The organism is Bacillus pfraonensis (assembly GCF_050768835.1).
GTDB classification, from domain to species: domain Bacteria; phylum Bacillota; class Bacilli; order Bacillales; family Bacillaceae_G; genus Bacillus_A; species Bacillus_A pfraonensis.
This window is the reverse complement of record NZ_JAHCDO010000055.1, coordinates 1-18,063: the sequence shown is the minus strand read 5'-3', so window position 1 is coordinate 18,063 and position 18,063 is coordinate 1. Positions and strand designations below refer to the sequence as shown.

General features: G+C 34.8%; 14 protein-coding genes and 4 pseudogenes. 9 read left to right on the top strand and 9 right to left on the bottom strand.

The window, feature by feature from the left end; all coding sequences use genetic code 11:
- Positions 1 to 154, bottom strand: a pseudogene (locus tag KFD70_RS27435) (alpha/beta hydrolase); the annotation flags it as partial.
- A 597-nt stretch (positions 155 to 751) separates the two neighbouring features.
- Between KFD70_RS27435 and KFD70_RS27430 the strand changes: the two are divergent.
- Positions 752 to 1,372 carry a recombinase family protein gene (locus KFD70_RS27430; RefSeq protein WP_336454346.1) on the top strand — a complete coding sequence of 207 codons (621 nt, stop codon included), beginning with the start codon at positions 752 to 754 and terminating at the stop codon, positions 1,370 to 1,372.
- A 98-nt stretch (positions 1,373 to 1,470) separates the two neighbouring features.
- Positions 1,471 to 2,130, top strand: coding sequence for a protein kinase family protein (locus KFD70_RS27425; RefSeq protein ID WP_431613506.1), 660 nt, complete (start codon positions 1,471 to 1,473; stop codon positions 2,128 to 2,130).
- 96 nt (positions 2,131 to 2,226) lie between these two features.
- Here KFD70_RS27425 and KFD70_RS27420 read toward each other — a convergent pair.
- Positions 2,227 to 2,547 (bottom strand): annotated as a pseudogene (locus tag KFD70_RS27420) (DUF6262 family protein); the annotation flags it as partial.
- A gap of 174 nt (positions 2,548 to 2,721) precedes the next feature.
- The gene (locus KFD70_RS27415; RefSeq protein ID WP_431613505.1) at positions 2,722 to 2,919 is read right to left on the bottom strand and encodes a hypothetical protein; all 198 of its coding nucleotides are present in this window, start codon (positions 2,917 to 2,919) and stop codon (positions 2,722 to 2,724) included.
- A 170-nt stretch (positions 2,920 to 3,089) separates the two neighbouring features.
- Between KFD70_RS27415 and KFD70_RS27410 the strand changes: the two genes are divergently transcribed.
- The gene (locus KFD70_RS27410; protein ID WP_431613504.1) at positions 3,090 to 3,944 is read left to right on the top strand and encodes an IS4 family transposase; all 855 of its coding nucleotides are present in this window, start codon (positions 3,090 to 3,092) and stop codon (positions 3,942 to 3,944) included.
- 375 nt (positions 3,945 to 4,319) lie between these two features.
- Here KFD70_RS27410 and KFD70_RS27405 read toward each other — a convergent pair.
- Positions 4,320 to 4,529 (bottom strand): annotated as a pseudogene (locus tag KFD70_RS27405) (dioxygenase); the annotation flags it as partial.
- Between the two features lie 227 nt (positions 4,530 to 4,756).
- Between KFD70_RS27405 and KFD70_RS27400 the strand changes: the two are divergent.
- From KFD70_RS27400 to KFD70_RS27390, 3 genes are all read left to right on the top strand, one after another.
- On the top strand, positions 4,757 to 5,680 hold the full coding sequence (locus KFD70_RS27400; protein ID WP_431613503.1) for an alpha/beta hydrolase: 924 nt from the start codon (positions 4,757 to 4,759) through the stop codon (positions 5,678 to 5,680).
- Between the two features lie 395 nt (positions 5,681 to 6,075).
- Positions 6,076 to 7,464, top strand: coding sequence for an aminotransferase-like domain-containing protein (locus tag KFD70_RS27395; RefSeq protein WP_431613502.1), 1,389 nt, complete (start codon positions 6,076 to 6,078; stop codon positions 7,462 to 7,464).
- A gap of 91 nt (positions 7,465 to 7,555) precedes the next feature.
- Positions 7,556 to 8,662: a flavin monoamine oxidase family protein gene (locus KFD70_RS27390; RefSeq protein ID WP_431613501.1), complete on the top strand. Its 1,107-nt coding sequence runs from the start codon at positions 7,556 to 7,558 to the stop codon at positions 8,660 to 8,662.
- A gap of 365 nt (positions 8,663 to 9,027) precedes the next feature.
- On the opposite strand, the pseudogene KFD70_RS27385 reads toward KFD70_RS27390, so the two are convergent.
- The 5 genes and pseudogenes from KFD70_RS27385 to KFD70_RS27365 form a co-directional block, all read right to left on the bottom strand.
- Positions 9,028 to 9,930, bottom strand: a pseudogene (locus KFD70_RS27385) (IS4 family transposase); the annotation flags it as partial.
- 139 nt (positions 9,931 to 10,069) lie between these two features.
- A complete protein-coding gene (locus KFD70_RS27380) occupies positions 10,070 to 10,543 on the bottom strand; it encodes a DUF1203 domain-containing protein (protein ID WP_001245414.1) in 474 nt (157 codons plus the stop codon).
- A gap of 264 nt (positions 10,544 to 10,807) precedes the next feature.
- Positions 10,808 to 11,404 carry a bifunctional transcriptional activator/DNA repair enzyme AdaA gene (locus tag KFD70_RS27375; protein ID WP_000654819.1) on the bottom strand — a complete coding sequence of 199 codons (597 nt, stop codon included), beginning with the start codon at positions 11,402 to 11,404 and terminating at the stop codon, positions 10,808 to 10,810.
- The gene (locus KFD70_RS27370; protein ID WP_431613500.1) at positions 11,388 to 12,674 is read right to left on the bottom strand and encodes an APC family permease; all 1,287 of its coding nucleotides are present in this window, start codon (positions 12,672 to 12,674) and stop codon (positions 11,388 to 11,390) included. Before KFD70_RS27370 ends, KFD70_RS27375 begins: the two co-directional genes overlap by 17 nt.
- Positions 12,675 to 13,578: 904 nt before the next feature.
- Complete coding sequence (locus tag KFD70_RS27365) at positions 13,579 to 15,297, bottom strand: M4 family metallopeptidase (RefSeq protein ID WP_336454353.1); 1,719 nt, start codon at positions 15,295 to 15,297, stop codon at positions 13,579 to 13,581.
- Positions 15,298 to 15,639: 342 nt separating this feature from the next.
- Between KFD70_RS27365 and KFD70_RS27360 the strand changes: the two genes are divergently transcribed.
- From KFD70_RS27360 to KFD70_RS27350, 3 genes are all read left to right on the top strand, one after another.
- Complete coding sequence (locus KFD70_RS27360) at positions 15,640 to 16,086, top strand: GNAT family N-acetyltransferase (RefSeq protein WP_431613507.1); 447 nt, start codon at positions 15,640 to 15,642, stop codon at positions 16,084 to 16,086.
- Between the two features lie 27 nt (positions 16,087 to 16,113).
- Positions 16,114 to 16,458, top strand: a complete 345-nt coding sequence (locus KFD70_RS27355; protein ID WP_336454354.1) for a YunG family protein — start codon at positions 16,114 to 16,116, stop codon at positions 16,456 to 16,458.
- A 92-nt stretch (positions 16,459 to 16,550) separates the two neighbouring features.
- Complete coding sequence (locus KFD70_RS27350; protein ID WP_336454355.1) at positions 16,551 to 17,876, top strand: bifunctional S-methyl-5'-thioadenosine deaminase/S-adenosylhomocysteine deaminase; 1,326 nt, start codon at positions 16,551 to 16,553, stop codon at positions 17,874 to 17,876.
- The last annotated feature ends 187 nt before the right edge of the window (positions 17,877 to 18,063 follow it).

Genomic DNA, 18,063 nt, shown 5'->3' with positions numbered 1-18,063 from the left:
CCTTATTTGACATATTTCCATGTACTGCAATAAAAATTTTTTCACTCTTATCTCCCCATAAAACCGTGGGAATATTACTAATTTTAAAATTATCTTTAAGCATATTTCCTCCATAGAATAAGACATATAGGACTTGGCAAAAAAACGCACACACTTTATAATCCTCTACTCAGTTTTAAACAAATCAAACTATTCCTAATTTATCACAAATGAATTATAATATCTCTCTACCTCTGTATAACAGAGTCTACTTTGTATTTAAAATCTTTCTTTTTTTCCATTTCTTCAGAAGCTACAAGTTCTTATTTTGATTCCTTATTGAGCTAATCTACTCCGTTAGTGGAAGAAGGATTTTTAAACAATTATATTATTTTTTAAATGACTTTATTGTAAATTAAACAACTTTATTATCTCTGCACACTTGCTTTATACGTAAACTGGTGCTACACCTTTTAGGCCTCACTATATCAAAAAAAGAAAATTGAACGTTATGTTACAATTTGGACACATTTTAAGGTGTTTGCTGTACGTTAAGGCAATTTTCCCGGTAAATAAGGGTTATTTGGTACTGGAATATTTCTTTTGCCAATAGGAAAAGTAAACAACAGTTTATAAAGGTATACCTTTACAGATACATAGGAAACTATAAAAAATCACGTCTATAAATATCCGTTTCTTATTTTACAGACATCCGTTTATTTTATATACCTTTACAGACATAATTGCTATAATTATCAATGAGGTGTAGCATATGAAATATAAAAAATTTGGATATGTGCGAGTTTCGAGTAAAGATCAAAACAAAGAACGGAAAATTCAGAATATGAAGAATTTAGGGATAGAAGAACGGGATATTTTCATAGATAAAGAATCTGGAAAAAATATGGAGCGAGAGAATTATCAAATGCTAAAACGTCTTGTTCGTACAGGAGATACCATTGTGTTTGATTCCTTGACAAGACTTGGAAGAAATATGAATGATACATTAGAAGAATTTAAATATTACGAAAAACATAAAGTAAATTTACAATTTATAAAGGAACCATACATTAACGTCAATTACACTGGAGAAAGTACAAATGATGTTATTCAGAGCGCAATTCAAAAAGCAACACTGACAATATTATCTGCCTTTGCAGAAAAAGAGCGAATTGATATTAAACAACGTCAAGCTGAAGGAATTGCTCTTGCCAGAAAACAAGGTAGGCGTTTAGGACGTCCGCCTGTTGAAATAACAGAAGAATTTACGGATGCTTACAAGGAATGGAAATCTGGTTCAATTACAGCAGTAGGAGCCATGAAAAAGTATGGCATTAAACGTTCTTCTTTTTATAAGCTTGCTAAACAGTATGAGGAAAGAATGAAAGAATAGAGAGACAAAATTTTAATTTGTTAAGATAGTAATTGAGGTAGCACCAACATTCTTTAAAATGTGGGTGGGCCCCTTTTAGCAAAACCGGAGTGGAAACGATGAGTATAAATAGTTTTGTGGGATTGATAAAGAACGAATTATTAAAAGAGGTAAGCATAAGAAGTGAGGATGAGTTCGAGCCTGTAGTAGTTAAAGATATTCCTAGACTTTGGAAGTGTTTAGGGACAGGTAATTATGCCGCAGTATTTATGCACAAAGAATACAAAGATTGGGTAGTGAAAGTTTACGCGCGAGAAGGAGAAGGAATTGAAAAAGAGTCAGAAGTATACCGAAGAATCGGAAATCATCCTTCTTATTCGAAGCTTATATATAAAGGAGAAAATTTCATAGTATTGAAACGTTTAAAAGAAATTACCTTATACGATGCTATTCATAAGGGGATTAAAATTCCTAAGCAGGTAATCCTTGATATCAATGAAGCTTTAGAGTATGCAAGGGAACAAGGATTAACTCCTTGTGATGTTCATGGGAAAAATGTGATGATGGAAAACGGAAGGGGATATGTAGTCGATGTATCTGATTTCCTAAAAACAAAAGAAGATAGTAAGTGGAGAGACCTAGAAAAGGCATATTTTACATTTTACTTGCCTTTCATTTATAAATTGCCTTTCCCTGTTAAAATACCGTATTTCATGTTAAACATTGTTAGACGTTCATATAGAAAATATAAGAAGCTTAAAAAGAAATTCAAATTGTAAAAGGACCACATACTTATCTTTAGGTTAGATAAGTGAACCACTAGTAAACAAAAGGACCGTACATTTTAGATATGTCTAATATGTACGGTCCTAATTTTATAACTTCATGAAGTAATCAGTAAGCTTTTCATTTTCTTTTTCACGCAATTGCTTATTTTCTTCTTCAAGCTCTTTATTCTTTTTCTCTAACTTTTCAATTCTTCTTTTAAGAGAAGCGATGACGGCATTTTGATTGTTCTCGTCCCGTTTAATCCTAGAGTCCACAAATGCTTTTTCTTGTTGATTTCGCAAGAAATTGATGTGTTCTTTGAGCTCTGTATGGTTATACAGTGTGGCTTTACTCACTCCGGCTTCTTCTGCCACACTATTGAAGTTAATTGCTTTAGAGCTCTTGGTTAGACGTTTTATAGCTTCCTCAGCTGCTCTTCACGGTCGAAATTTGCTTAGCATATGTTTTCGTTAAAATGTGGGTGGGACCCCATGCCTATCAAGCTAACAAAACAAAATCCCCCTTAAAATGAAAAAATATATAACAGGAAGCATAACTTTGCATAAAATGCAGGTTTATGCTTCCTCTAAGTTAACATTAACTCACTTATTAGTATAACTCTTAGGTTCTTTAAAAAAGTTAGATGCAATGCAACAAACCATTCCAGTAATTAGAATACCATATTTTACCACTTCACTTGTATGCTCAAATAAATTAATTCTAAGCATTACAAGTCCCCAAAACACTTGAATCGCTCCAAAACCTAATAATATTTTTCCTGTTCGAGAAAATTTTCTCATAGTCTTCCACCTTCCTTATATATGTAAATTTTATCATAAAAACCAAAAAATGAATGATTACAAAATAAACTCTCTGCAAATTTATGGGTTATTGGTATGCAATTTTATGAGTTAAGTCACAAAATACGCTATTCTTTCTGTAGAATCATAGGAAAGGATGGCGTTTTTGTATGTCTATTTCTGTATCTGATGAATTACAACTATTTGCTCAAGAAATTCAAAGCTTTTTATCCCCCAATATCTTACGAGATCTTGCTAGGGATGTTGGTTTTGTGCAAAGAACCAGTAAGTACCAAGCAAAAGATTTAGTCGCTTTATGTGTATGGATGAACCAAAATATCGCTACGACGTCTTTAACTCAGTTATCTAGCTGTTTAGAAGCATCAACAGAAGTACTCATCAGTCCTGAAGGACTGAATCAACGATTTAATCAAGCAGCCGTCCAATTTTTACAACACATACTAGCTGAACTACTAAACCAAAAACTGGCCTCATCTATGCCGATTTCTTCTCCATTTACTTCTGTTTTCAAGCGTATCCGTATTTTAGATTCAACTGCATTTCAACTCCCAGATCTCTTTTCATCCGTTTATCCGGGTGCAGGAGGATGCAGTCATACAGCGGGGATGAAGATTCAGCTTGAGTATGATTTATTAAGTGGACAATTCCTTCATATTCATCATTGTAAAAAGATCAAACGAGAACGATTGGAGTGCCATTTGTATGGGCAACTGATTGCAATTCTACTCTGTTCTTCTATCATGTTTCAAATGCAGCAATTGCTTCTTATGAAAAAGAAACGAGAACTGAGTGAATATAAGGCCATATATATGATTAAAGATTACTTTCTTCTTCTTTTCCAAGCTATACAAAAAGACACCCAAGAGCTATCAAAGATTCTAATTCGCCTGTTCAACCTCCTACAGCAAAACGGGAGAAAATCTCATCGATATGAGAAGAAAACAGTCTTTGATATATTAGGTGTCTTTTACAATTGTACCATGTTGGATAATCAAGCGGCTTAAATCAAAAAAATGAAACCCGTTAGGGTTTATTTCGTATGCAAATCTTTAAATTCCCTACACGTAGCTTTTAGAAAAAAGAAACAACCTCTACTATAATTAACGTTGTATGGGCTTAGCTTGATAGCAATGTGGTGCTACCCCGTATACAAATTTTATAAGAAAGTTCGATCAACAGTTTTTATAAACCTTGCAACAACAATGTTTTCTTGAAAAATCTTCCTATAAAACGGTTAAACTTTTTTTAAATCATCGTAACTTTTTTATAAACGGTGCAACTTTCTTCAAACCGGTACGACTTTATTTCAAATCAACATGTACACATTTTATCGTGAGCGTCCTATTTATGTACATAAAAGTTTACGGAGATATATCCGTTTCGGGAGGGAATCCGCCGAAATCATAAATTGTTTCATATTCATTATCTGAAGATGAGATAGTTAATACTTCATTTTCCCAGTGAGCTGTAAAAATAACAATTGCTTTTGGTTTATATGTTTCTCCAAGGGTTTTAAGGAAACGTGTATAATCTGTATCTTGAATAGCAAGCATGGATGAGCCGTGTGCTAAAAATAATGACGGTATCATAATTGCTACCTCCTAAAATCATATAGTTACTTTATGTAAGTAACTATATGATTTTATTTTTATATTCGTCAAGGCAGTAGGTTAAGGATTTGTTTAGAAAATACAGTGTTTGTCATAACGAAAACAATTGCATATAATACATAGTAAGAAGAATGAATAGTGATTCATTTCTAGAGATATAGATTATTATTGTTCTTAATAGATTATATAGATTGGGGGCCGTCAAAATGAACATACAGGAAAGCTTTGTTACGGTATTGGATGGATCAGAAATTTACTTACGCAAGTGGCTGCCGGAAAGTGAACCTCGTGGAATTGTACAGATTGCACATGGCATGACAGAACATGCTGGTGTATATACAGAATACATTGATGCCTTATTGAAAGCTGGGTATGGTGTGTATGCTCATGATCATCGGGGGCATGGGAAAACAGCAAAACAAGAAGCGGATTACGGTCATTTCGAACCAAATGTTGGCTGGAATCAGGCTGTTACTGACATAGTCTTTGTATCGGAATTGATTCGTAATGAACATACTTGCCCGCTCTTTTTATTAGGGCACAGTATGGGCTCTTTCTTATCAAGACGTGCTGTGCAACTTCGTGGTGAACTATATGATGGATTCCTTATTTCTGGGACGGGTGGAAATCCTGGACTTTTAGGTGTAATAGGCCATAAAGTGGCAACAATTGAAATGAAGCTTCGCGGTGCAAAAACAAAAAGCCCAATGTTGAACTTTTTATCATTTGGGAATTTTAATTCGAACTTTAAACCCAATCGGACAAAGTTTGATTGGCTTTCTTCAGATACAAGTCAAGTTGATAGATACATAGAAGATCCGTTATGTGGTTTTATTTGTTCAACAAGTTTTTACCGTGAATTATTTAACGGTGTGCTTGAAGTGAATAAACTAGAGGAATATGAGAAAACGCCGAAAGACCTTCCGATACATATTTTTTCTGGAGATCGTGATCCAGTAGGTGACATGGGAAAAGGTGTAAAAGAAGTATATAATATGTATAAAAATTGTGGTGTGAAAGATGTAACACTTCGTCTATATGAAAATGGAAGGCACGAAATGTTCCATGAAGTAAATAGGGATGAAGTATTCCAAGATTTGATTTCGTGGTTAGATGAACATATTATATAAAAAGAAACCTCACTTATATATTTATCAAGACCTAAATTATAAAAAATCATATAAAAAAGGAATGCCACATATTATACACAACTAATATGTGGCATTCCTTTTACTTATTAGTTTAGTTACATAAGGTGTTGGTTTTGAATAAAGTTTGATTAAAAAGTAGTTTATAACATTGATGTTTCATTAAAAAAATTTTTTTAGACCATAGAAAAAAGTATTAGACTATTAAAAAATAGTTGTAGACTGAAAAAGGGTACAGCCGAGATACGTGTAAAAATAGGTCTTGGTATTCATAAATTCTAAGTAAGTTTGATTAAACTTTATTCAAAATCAATAACAAAAGTTATAATTGGTAAAAAAGGCACAATCATATAATTGTGTGAAAAAGGATGTTTATGATGCCGATTAATTCTTTTGAAAACTATCCGATGAGTTGGAAGCCAGCATTTGATAAAAATAAAAAGCCTATTTATAAGGCACTCGCAAGGCAATTGGAACAGGATATATTAAACGGAGTTTTATTACCTGGAACAAAACTTCCTCCACAGCGAGAACTGGCTGATTATTTGGATTTAAATCTGAGTACCATTTCAAAGGCTTTTAAAGTCTGCGAGTTAAAGGGATTGTTAAGTGCATCAGTTGGAAGTGGTACATTTGTATCGTATGATGCGTTATCGAATGCGTATTTACTTGAAGATACAAAGCCGAAGCATTTAATTGAAATGGGAGCAACACTACCAGATAATGCTTCTTATGAGCCACTGCTAATCCAACTAAAAAGTATGCTACAAGAGACAGATTATGATAAGTGGTTCGGTTATGGTCGTGCAGGTGAAAGCCTTTGGCAAAAGGATGCTGCTATAAAGCTAATCCGAAAAAGTGGATTTGAAACAACATTTGATCACATTTTATTTGCCAATGGGGGTCAAAATGCGATTGCTGCTACACTGGCAAGCCTCTGTAAGCCTGGAGATCGCATTGGTGTTGACAGTCATACATACCCTGGCTTAAAAACTGTTGCAGCAATGCTTAGTGTACAAATAGTACCCATAAAATCAGAGAACTATGAAATGAGTCCAATGTCTTTTGAAGATGCCTGTAAAAATGATAATATTAAAGGCATTTATTTGATCCCAGATTATCATAATCCGACAGCTTCCTTTATGTCTGTTGAGAATCGAAAAATGATTGCAGCAATAGCCGAAAAATATAACCAGTTCATTATTGAGGATGCATCGTACCATCTTCTCAACAAGAAACCTCTCCCAGCAGTCGCATCATTTGCACCTGAACAGGTTATCTATATTGCAAGTTTATCTAAAACATTAGCCCCAGGGTTACGACTAGCCTATTTAGCAGTGCCGAGTCAATTCAAAGAATCCATTTCAAAGGCACTTTATAATATAAATATAACCGTTTCACCGTTATTAGCAGAACTGACAGCACGTACGATTGTATCGAATCAATTTGAAGTCATAATTGAGGGTCATCTTGAACAAACCATTCGCAGAAACCAAGTCGTAAATCGTCATTTGGCAGACTATATGTGTCTAGGTGCTGAAACAGGCATCTTTCGTTGGTTATTGTTACCAGGCAAAATTACAGGTGCTGAATTTGAAACGTTAGCTGCAAAGCAAGGAGTACAAGTGTATGCTGCTGAACGTTTTGTAGTTGGAAATAGTTCTCCAGAAAGAGCTGTAAGATTATCTGTCTGTGCACCGAAAACGCTTGAAGAGCTTGAGCAAGGATTAATGATCCTTAAAGGTTTACTAAACGAGTTTTCTTAATATTGTTCGCCATACAATTTTAATATTGTATGGTTTTTTTGTTCGTGTTATGCTGATTCAAACTAAAACACAGTCAGAAGGGGGATAAAATATGAACAATCCTGTAATCGTTGTTGGTGCGGGGTTAAGTGGCCTACGAGCTGCATCATTACTTACTGAGCAAGGCATTAAATGTAAGGTTATAGAGGCTAGAGATAGGATTGGTGGTAGGGTTTTGAGTACTTCTGATCCAAACAGACCTGACCTAGGCAAATTTGATCTTGGCCCGACGTGGTTTTGGCCACAGTATGAGAGCCATATTGCTAACCTTGTTAAAGAACTAAACTTAGAAACTTTCGAACAATATAAGAAAGGCGAAATACTTTTAGAACGATTCCAAATCAAGCCACCAGAGCGCTGTATTCTGAAAGAAAATTCTGACGAAAAATGGGTCCGATTGATTGGAGGGGTACAGTCTCTTATCGATGCTCTAGCAGAGACTATTCCTTCAGAAATAGTTGATCTAGAAACGCGAGTTAAGAAAATTCAGTTGAATGAAGCTGGTGATATCACGGTTGAAGCAGAGCTTTCTGATGGAAAGAGAAAAAAAATTCATGCAGATGCTGTAATTTTGGCATTGCCACCCCGTCTTGTGGCGCATCACATAGAATTTTCGCCTTCCCTCCCCCAAAATCTTATTTCTGACATTGTAAAAAAACCGACGTGGATGGCGGGACAGGCCAAGGTAGTTGCAGTCTATGATCGTCCCTTTTGGAGAGAATTAGGACTTTCTGGATATGTATTGAGTGCAGTTGGTCCTTTAGAAGAAATTTATGATGCCTCTCCTAATAAAGGCTCTGGTGCATTATTTGGTTTTTTCGGAATGCCTCCAGAAGCACGTAAAAAAATGGGGCAAGATAAAATTTTAAAATTGGTAATTGATCAGTTAATTAAGCTCTTTGGAAGTGAAGCTAAAAACGTAAAGGCTATTCTTTATAAAGATTGGTCTAGTGATGCTGAAACGGCTGTTGAGGAAGATTTCAGTCCTCTTAAAAACTATCAAAGCTATGGTCAACCACCTGTAGGAGGTGTATGGGAAAAGAAAATTATTTTTGCTGGTACAGAGACAAATTCACAACATAGTGGACATCTTGAAGGTGCACTTCAGTCAGCTGAACGGGCAGTTTTTGAAATTATTAATTTAAATAATGAGATTTAATGATACCATCCTTTCAATACAATAAATTTGATAAAACATAAGTCGTATCTGGGGTACAGCCAACGTATTAACATAAAACCCACGCTAAGGGAAAGAAAGCTTGATATAAAAGGGTTTCTAGCGTAACAAAATCGTTCATTTTAGTTACAATCCTTAGCGTACAAAAATCAAGGTTTCCAATTCTAAAAAATGTCTTAACATGGGTTTTATGTCATTTGGTTGGCGGGACCCCATCGCTATCAAGCTAAGATTATACAATGTCAAGTATAGTAGTGATTATTTCTTTTTTCTAAAAGCCAGGCTTAGAGAATTTAAAGGTTTGCATGCGAAATAAACCCTATCGGGTTTCATTTTTTGAATTAGGCTGCTTGATCTTGCAATCGTTTTTGTTGTTGTTCATCTGTAAGTCGATGAACAATCACACGAGTTGGTACTTTATCAGTCATTCCTACATAAGCAGCGGATATTTCATAGGTTTGTCCTGGTTGGAGAGAGTTCATTAATACCTCCATATCTATCTGTATATACTCTGTACCTTTCTTGATTCTTCCATCCTGAAAATAATCAGGTGTGAGATTTTTTTGATAAATACGTGTATTGGATTTAATACGAGAGATATAGTAAGCCTTTTTATCTTGTATATGTTGAAGATCTTTTAAATGAAAATACCCTAAATCACGGATACATAAATCATTTGGTGCTACAGTTGGAACACACAGAGAACCATAGGTTCGATCATGTTGTTTCCCTGGACCTGTATGGATATGTAGGAATTGTCCGCTTAATAGGTCATATTCAAGTTGAATTTTCATCCCAGCAGTATGGCTACATCCTCCAGCCCCAGGATAAATGGTTGAAAATATATCTGGAAGCTGAAATGCAGTGGAATCTAAAATGCGAATACGCTTGAAAACAGAGGTGTATGGAGAAGAAAGTGGTATAGATGAAGTTAATTTTTTATTTAGAAGGTTAGTCAATATATGTTGTAAAAACTGAACGGCTGATTTATTAAACCTTTGATTCAGTCCTTCCGGACTGATGAGTACTTCTGTGGATGCTTCTAAACAGCTAGATAACTGAGCTAAAGAGGTTGTAGCGATATTTTGACTCATCCATATACATAAAGCGACTAAATCTTTTGCTTGGTATTTACTGGTTCGTTGTACGAAACCAACATCTCTAGCAAGATCCCGTAAGGTATTTGGAGATAAAAAACTTTGAATCTCTTGAGCAGATAGTTGTAATTCATCAGATACAGAAATAGACATACAAAAACGCCATCCTTTCCTATGATTCTACAAAAAGAATAGCGTATTTTTTCATTTTAGGGGGGATTTTGTTGAATTAGCTTGATAGCGATTGGTGGTACCCCTTATAGGATAATAGAAGTTTGCATTTTCAATTTTTTCACACTCTATTAACAAGGCAGTTATAGCATCCTGGTTTAGCGTTAAGAATGTGAATATATTCTACTTCTTTATTATCAAAAATTTCATCTATATTTTCTCTTAAATTTACACCTTCTGTAACCCTTGCTTCTACAATCATTGAGTCAGCATTGTAGCCGCGTACAGATAGATACCTATGATGTAACATATGCGGAATTTCATTTACATCTAGCTTAGCAGTAGTTGCTCCCTTTCGTATAAATATAGGACCACTTGCTTTATAAGGCGAATTAACACTATGATATTGGTAATTCAGTAAAATTACCTCTTCTCCTACCTCTGCATCCTTCAAACTTATCCTGCAAGGATATCCAGGATTTTTATTTGCTATTATTTTGACTGCCCCGATACTTTTTAATACTTCTTCATTCATTAGAAATAGGTTATTAAACTCCTTCTCTTGTAACGCAACGATTTGAAAGTTATTTCTCATATTCTATCCCTCCTTAATTAGTTGTTATAAAGCATTTCACTAATGATGCTACCACTAAAGTTCATAAAACTTGTTCAATAATCCTGCCCGTTTGTTGAGGATTGAATTAAAAAGCTTACAATTCTATAACAGAGAAAAAATGGCTTATTATTGTTCAATACAAAGTTGTTTACTTTTAATCAATCAGTAATGATTTATCGAAAAATACGATGAGTACAAAGCACTCTTGTTAATTCATGCTATCTTTTGTTAAAGAACGTGAATTCAGTCAAGTTCTTGGTTTACGGTATTTCCACTATGGAAAGCACGGAATTGACTCGGTGAAAATCCTGTATTTCTTTTAAATGCATTATAAAAGCTAGATACACTTTGATAGCCTGTTTGATAACCAATCTCTGTACTATTAAAGACCGTTGTCAAGAGAAGTTCCTTTGCTTTCTTAACTCTGATCCTTTCTAAATATATTCGAGGAGTATACCCTGTTCTTTCTTTGAAAATCCGATTTAAATGAAAACGACTAACTCCTACCCTTGATGCAATTTCATTTAAAGACATGTTTTGAACATAATTATTTTTTATCAATCGCATAGTATCTTCCAAAACGCATTCGAACGGGTCGTATATTTTTATATTTAGATCTGATCGGCATCTTTTGCATGGGCGATAGCCTGCCCTTTGAGCTTCGTGCGCATTTGAAAAAAAGGATACATTTTCATAATTAGGAACCTTAGACTTGCAAGAAGGCCGGCAGAAAATTCCAGTTGTCTTGACTGCGTAAAAGAATATCCCGTCATACGCTGAATCACATGATACTGTTGCTTTCCACATGGTATCTCTGGAAAGGTTATTTTGATCCTTCATTAGATTTTAATCCTCCCTTGTAGGCGAAAATCTTATTACTCAAAATCATATAAATCGCATATATAGCCACGACAATTAACGGAACAAATATATACAATTGAAAAAATGGAATCACCAGCAAACATAAAATGAAAGAGAGTAACGATGCCCAACATGCCGGTGTGTTCTTCCTAAATAATTTAACGCCTGCTGCCATTGAAAGAACATAAACTAGAATTCCAAGAGAAGTCGGTATAAACAAAATATCATCAAACGTTAGTGACAAAGCTTTTGTCACTAACACACCTGCTACCGAAAAACAGATAACAAATAATACCATCTGTCTTGGAATTTGAGTAGTTGCATGCAGCCTTGAGAAAAATTTTGGGAAAGCACCATCTCTGCTTAATGAATATCCTAATTGCGTTAGGCTGGCTACAAAAGCATTCGCTGTCCCTGTACAAATAATTAAAGCTAAAACAGCTGTAACGACTTTGGCACCTCCGCCTACTGTATCTCCCATTATAACACCAATAGGAGACAGGTTGCTTTCTTGACTGCCATACGTGGCCGTTCCAATAGTGACAAGGCTTAGCGCTAAAAATAATAATCCAATGACAACTGCACTAATAACTGCTCCTTTGACAATATCTTTTTCTGGCCTTTTAAAGTGCTCAGCCAGATTACAAATCGCCTCCCAACCGAAAAATGACCAAAAGATAACCGTTATAGCGTTCCCGACAGAAAACCATCCATTTGGAACAAAGGGAGTAAAATTTCCCCATTGTATTCTTGGAAACGCCACAAATACAGCTGACGCTAAAAGAATTAGTAATAAGGAACTTAAAATCAATGCAACTTTACCACTAACATTTACGCCGTAATAATTGGAAACACCTGCAATTACCAAAATAAAGACGGCAATTAAAATTGTTTCAAAATGTGAAAATCCAAATGCCTGACTGACGTAAAAAGCACCAGTTAAAGATACAATCGTTTGACCAACTGCTGCTGTTACAAAGTAAAACCACCCAACGATATTGCCAAGATGATATCCAAAAGAATTTCTAACAAAGGTTGCTGCTCCACCGGAATCAGGATATATCCGTGCCAAACTAGCAAAGGAATAAGCAAGCGGAAAACTAATTATAATAACGATAAACCAGGATACAATAGATGCAGGGCCCGCTATTGAGGCCGTTACCCCCGATAAAAAAAGGACACCTGATCCTAGAATAGCTGAAATGTATAACGCAATTCCTTGAAATAATCCAATGGCTTTATTGTTCATGATCTCCCCCCCTTTTATAGGATTTAGTGTACTAGTAAGGGGGGGGGGAATTCTTCTTGTTTTTTGCGGTTTAATTCGTTTAATAAAACAATCAAAAGCATTTTTATTATATTTCTTCTTCAACAATCTGGCCCGATTGTTGAAGAAAGTAGCCTGTTCCAATAAAGAACTTTATTGTTCAGTAAACAACTTGTCATGAAACCATAAAACGAACCGAAATTTTTCTTAAGAGTAGAAAATTCGGCTCGCTTTATGTTGGAATTTGCTTAGCGTATATTTTCGTTAAAATGTGGGCGGGATCCCATGCCCATCAACTTAAAATTTTAAGGTATCCCCAAAACGAAAAAATGAGCTTTTTTATTACAAATTAGCACAAAATCTTGTTCTGGGGGTAGTTGCATTTTCTTAGCTTGATAGCGATGTGGCGGAACCCCTATCTGGACTATTGGGGATGAAAATGATGAAAACTATGCAAATTACGTGCAAGGGAGAAATAGTGGGTTGTAATCATTTGTTATCAAGCTAACGGGTGAATTTATGTGGATTTGAAATAAAGTTATGATGTTTTAAAAAGAGATGCGATGCTTTATTCCTTCAATCCAAAAATTCCAAGTAAGTTTGATTAAACATTTTTATAAAATGAAAACTTAAATCTGTTTGATAGAAAACCATTTTGATCATTCTTTTTTCAAAATGGTTTCTTTTTGATTCCCACTAAAAAAGGATTTGCAAGCTACTTTTGATTAAACTTTATTCAAAAGCAACATTTGATTAATATGTTTTTATGAAAAGTCAACAACCTTATGAAGTGCACCCCAATTGTTAGCTCTTTATTTTTTCTAGAATGAAACTCGTTAGAGCAAGTGATTCAATGAATGTGTTGTTAAAAATCAAAATATTATAATTAATCAATTAAAGCTGCTTTAAAGGCTTGTTGAACAGCTTGAACTTCAGCGGAGTTTGCACCATATAAATTCGTCGCAACACGGATGCAAGCAGATTTTAATTCTTTAAAATCAGATGACATATTTAATTCATCTGTATTTGCATAATAGAAGATATCAAACATCTTATCTTCACCAATGCCTCGAACTGTTACGTTGTTATGAGTGCCGCCATTTGCAATTAAGTAAGCTACTTTATTAATAATACTAGAGTTAATATGCACGCCGCCATAATCACCATCACTAGTTAGAGGGAGGTTTTTATAGTCTTTAAAATCATCTGGATATGCTCCAAAGCCAGTAGAAAGGGAAGAGGGGTTTGCCATATCCCTAAATATGTCTCCTGATTGCTCGCCTACTGTCCAGTTAAATGCTCCATTATTCGCATATTTCTCAACAGCTACACCAAAGATATCTGATAAAGCTTCATTAATAGCGCCTGATTGTCCTTCATATTTCAACTTGGACTCACTCGCAGTAACAGAGTGGGTAAATTCATGCCCTGCAACATCGTATGCTTTTACAAGAGGGTCACCATACACAAGCATGCTACTTGTACTCGAATTAGAACTTAAGGCATTAAACCATTGTTTAGGATCATTTGTTTCTGTAGAATCCCATGCGTGTACAACAGAAACAACTTTTTTACCAAGATTGTCAAAGCTATTGCGTTTATATTTATCTTTATAAAAGTCATATACTTTTGTTGCTAAATAGTGTGCACTAACTGCTTTAGAGTCATTAAATGTTGTAGAATTACTTGTCACTAGATTACCAGGATATGCCCAATCTTGTGTTGTAATATCTTTATAATTGACATCATATGTTTCAATGCCTTTTCCACGTGAGTAATCCGCTAATGCATACTTTCCATTACTTTGTTGTGAAATCCCAAAAGTGCGGGTAATTCCAGAATCATCCGTACCTCTTCCTGTTAGTGAAGTAAGAGTCTTTTTCTTGTCGTTTTGTAAAACTTGAACTAATTTTTTATCTACTTTTAAATTGGATTCTTGTACCATATCTTTTAAAATTTCACCATTAAAAGCATCTATTAAGTATGTTCCAGATACATACTGTGGTGTGGCAGCGCTAAATGTTACCTGATAAGCAGTTGTTGCTATTTTTGTATTCTCATCTACATAAATTACTAATTTACTTTCAGCTTCATCAATAAATGTGATATCGTTTCCATATTTTTTGTATATATACTGTTTTGCATCATCATTTGATAGTTTAACAGGATTTTTTAAATTCTCTTGTTGTTGTAAGTTTTGAGCGCTATCTCCTGAGATACTTTTGATTACACCCTTTTTATCAACATGTGCTGTAAGCTGATAACCGTATACTTCGCGGCCTTCATAAGTTTGCTGTATACGTACTAATGTCGTGCCGTCATAAGAGGGACGTTTTTGGGTAACCTTAAAGTCTACTTTTTCTTCTTTGTTTACTTGTTTAGGAGATAAGGCTTGTTTTGTTTTTACTTTTAATGCATCTTTTACTACATGCTCTGGAGCTTTTTGAGAAGGAAGAGTTAAGTCTCCTGCTCGGTAAGTGTCATCTTCCATATTGACTTGTAATTGATCATTTGTTTGTGCATTTGCTAAACTGTATGGAGCGAATATAGATAAAGCAAGACCAGTAGAAATACTAATTGAAGTAATTTTCTTCTTTTTATTCATATTATCTCTCCTCTTTTTGTTTTGAAAATTTTAATTTAACAGAATTGTAATACAGAATAATGTCGAATAAAAGAGAAAAAGCGCATTTAATGTGATGATATGCATAATTGCATAGCGGTATAGTTGGATATGGGGAATCTGGTATTACAAATTAACTAACATTGAAAAATCTCAACAATTTAATTTCGGTGATAGTTTTTTGTGTTGATTTTCTATGCACTTGGAGAGAATGAAACATAAAAGTAAGTGATGTATTCATTTCAAAAGGAAAAATTGTACTTTAGATGAATAATTGTAATGTAGTAGTTTAAATAATTTATATAGGAGAAGAGGGAGATAGTGTTGCTAGTGAGAGAAGCGTTATTAAACGAAGCAAATGAACTAAGTCATATAGCACTAACATCAAAGGCAACTTGGGATTACAGCGAAGAATTTATACGAGCATGCAAGGAAGATTTAACAATTACAGAAGAGTATGTGAAAAATAACTACGTATATATTTTAGAAGATGAAGGAGTGAAAATTGGTTTTTTCGCATTTTTACGTAAAGATGAGGGTACCCTTGATTTTTTATACTTACATCCTGCTTATAAGGGAAAAGGCTATGGAAAAGTGTTATGGAAAGGCGTTGTAGAAAAAGCAGCTGAATTAGGAATGAAGAGTTTTACAATTGATAGCGATCCTAATGCAAAAGGTTATTATATGAAAATGGGAGCAAAATTAATCGGAGAGACACCTTCAACAGTTTTTGCAGGGCGAGTTTTGCCACTTTTACAATATGATGTATAAAACTGATTATACATAGGAGATGCTGAGATGGAAGGTTTAAAAATTGAACAGATACAAAAGATTTTACTGAAATCCTGGTCACTTGATACAAGCTCCAAATGGACGATAGAAAATCCAGCAAAAGGGCAATGTGGTGTAACAGCACTTGTTGTACATGATTTCCTTGGAGGAGAAATAAAGAAGACGCAAGTTGGCGAAGGCTGGCACTTTTATAATGTTATAAATGGAAAGCGATATGATTTTACAGCAACACAATTTTTTGAAGAGATAGCTTATATGGATATTACTTCTAATAGAGAAGAAGCATTTGCAGACACAAATGACAGGCAATATGATGCTTTAAAACAGAAAGTGCATATCTTTATGCAATAGAATTTGTCTGAAGTGAAATATCTTTTGACTCTTAATGTTTAATAAGTTACTATAATGGTGGTAACTTATTAAAGGGAATGTACTTCATAGAGTTGAGAGGGGAAATACTTTTGAAAACAGCTTATGTAAGCGCTACGATTGCAACATTAAATGAACAGAATGAAGTGTTACAAAACGGATATATCATTGTAGAAGATGATAAGATTATAGAAGTGAAAAATGGTGAATTTTCTAGTGAGGCTCAAGTAGATGAAGTAATAAATCTGAAAGGAAAATGGCTATTGCCAGGACTTGTGAATACACATACACATGTTGTGATGAGTCTTTTACGCGGAATTGGCGATGATATGTTACTGCAGCCTTGGCTTGAAACAAGAATTTGGCCGCTGGAAAGCCAATTTACTCCAGAACTTGCCGTTGCGAGTACAGAACTTGGTTTATTAGAAATGGTAAAAAGCGGGACGACAACATTCTCTGATATGTTTAATCCAATTGGTGTGGATCAAGATGCGATTATGGAAACAGTTCGTAAGAGCGGAATGCGTGCAGCAATTTCAAGAACTTTATTCAGTTTTGGAACAAAAGAGGATGAAAAGAAGGCAATTCAAGATGCAGAGAAATATGTAAAACGATATTACAGTGAAGATGGCATGCTAACAACGATGGTTGCTCCTCATAGTCCATACACATGCTCTACAGAAATGTTGGAAGAGTGTGCACGCATTGCAGTGGAAAATCAGACAATGGTCCACATTCATCTTTCAGAAACAGAGCGTGAAGTACGGGATATTGAAGTGCAATATGGAAAACGTCCAGTAGAGTATGTAGCAAGCTGTGGCTTATTTAAGAGACCAACAGTTATTGCGCATGGGGTTGTGTTAAATGAAAATGAGCGTGCTTTCTTAGCGGAACATGATGTTCGTGTGGCTCATAATCCAAATAGCAACTTAAAATTAGGATCGGGTATAGCGGATGTCAAGTCGATGTTGGAAGCGGGAATTAATGTTGGCATTGCAACAGATAGCGTTGCATCTAACAATAATTTAGATATGTTTGAAGAACTTCGCATTGCAACCTTATTACAAAAAGGAATTCATAAAGATGCAACAGCATTACCAGTTGAAACAGCTCTTTCACTTGCAACAAGAAGAGCTGCAGAAGTTATTGGAATGAAACAAACTGGTTCCATTGAAGTAGGGAAATGTGCTGACTTTATTACAATTGATCCATCAAATAAGCCGCATCTACAGCCAGCAGAAGAAGTGTTATCACACCTTGTGTATGCAGCAAGTGGAAAAGATGTATCGGATGTTGTCATTAACGGGAAGCATATTGTATGGAATGGTGAATGTAAAACATTAGATGAAGAGCGCATTATTTTTGAAGCGAGTCGTTATAAGCGAGGACTGAAGATGTAATTGAAATAGAGAAATTGATAAAGAACGCTATCCTTTTTAATTTGGAGTGAACCCTGAGAATGAGACGATAAAAAACACCTCTCTAAATCGTAAGTATCAGTTATGATTTTAATGGAGGTGTTTTTCGTATGGGGAAAAAGACGCATTATCCTGCCGAAATAAAGTGGAAAGTAGTTGAAATGAAACA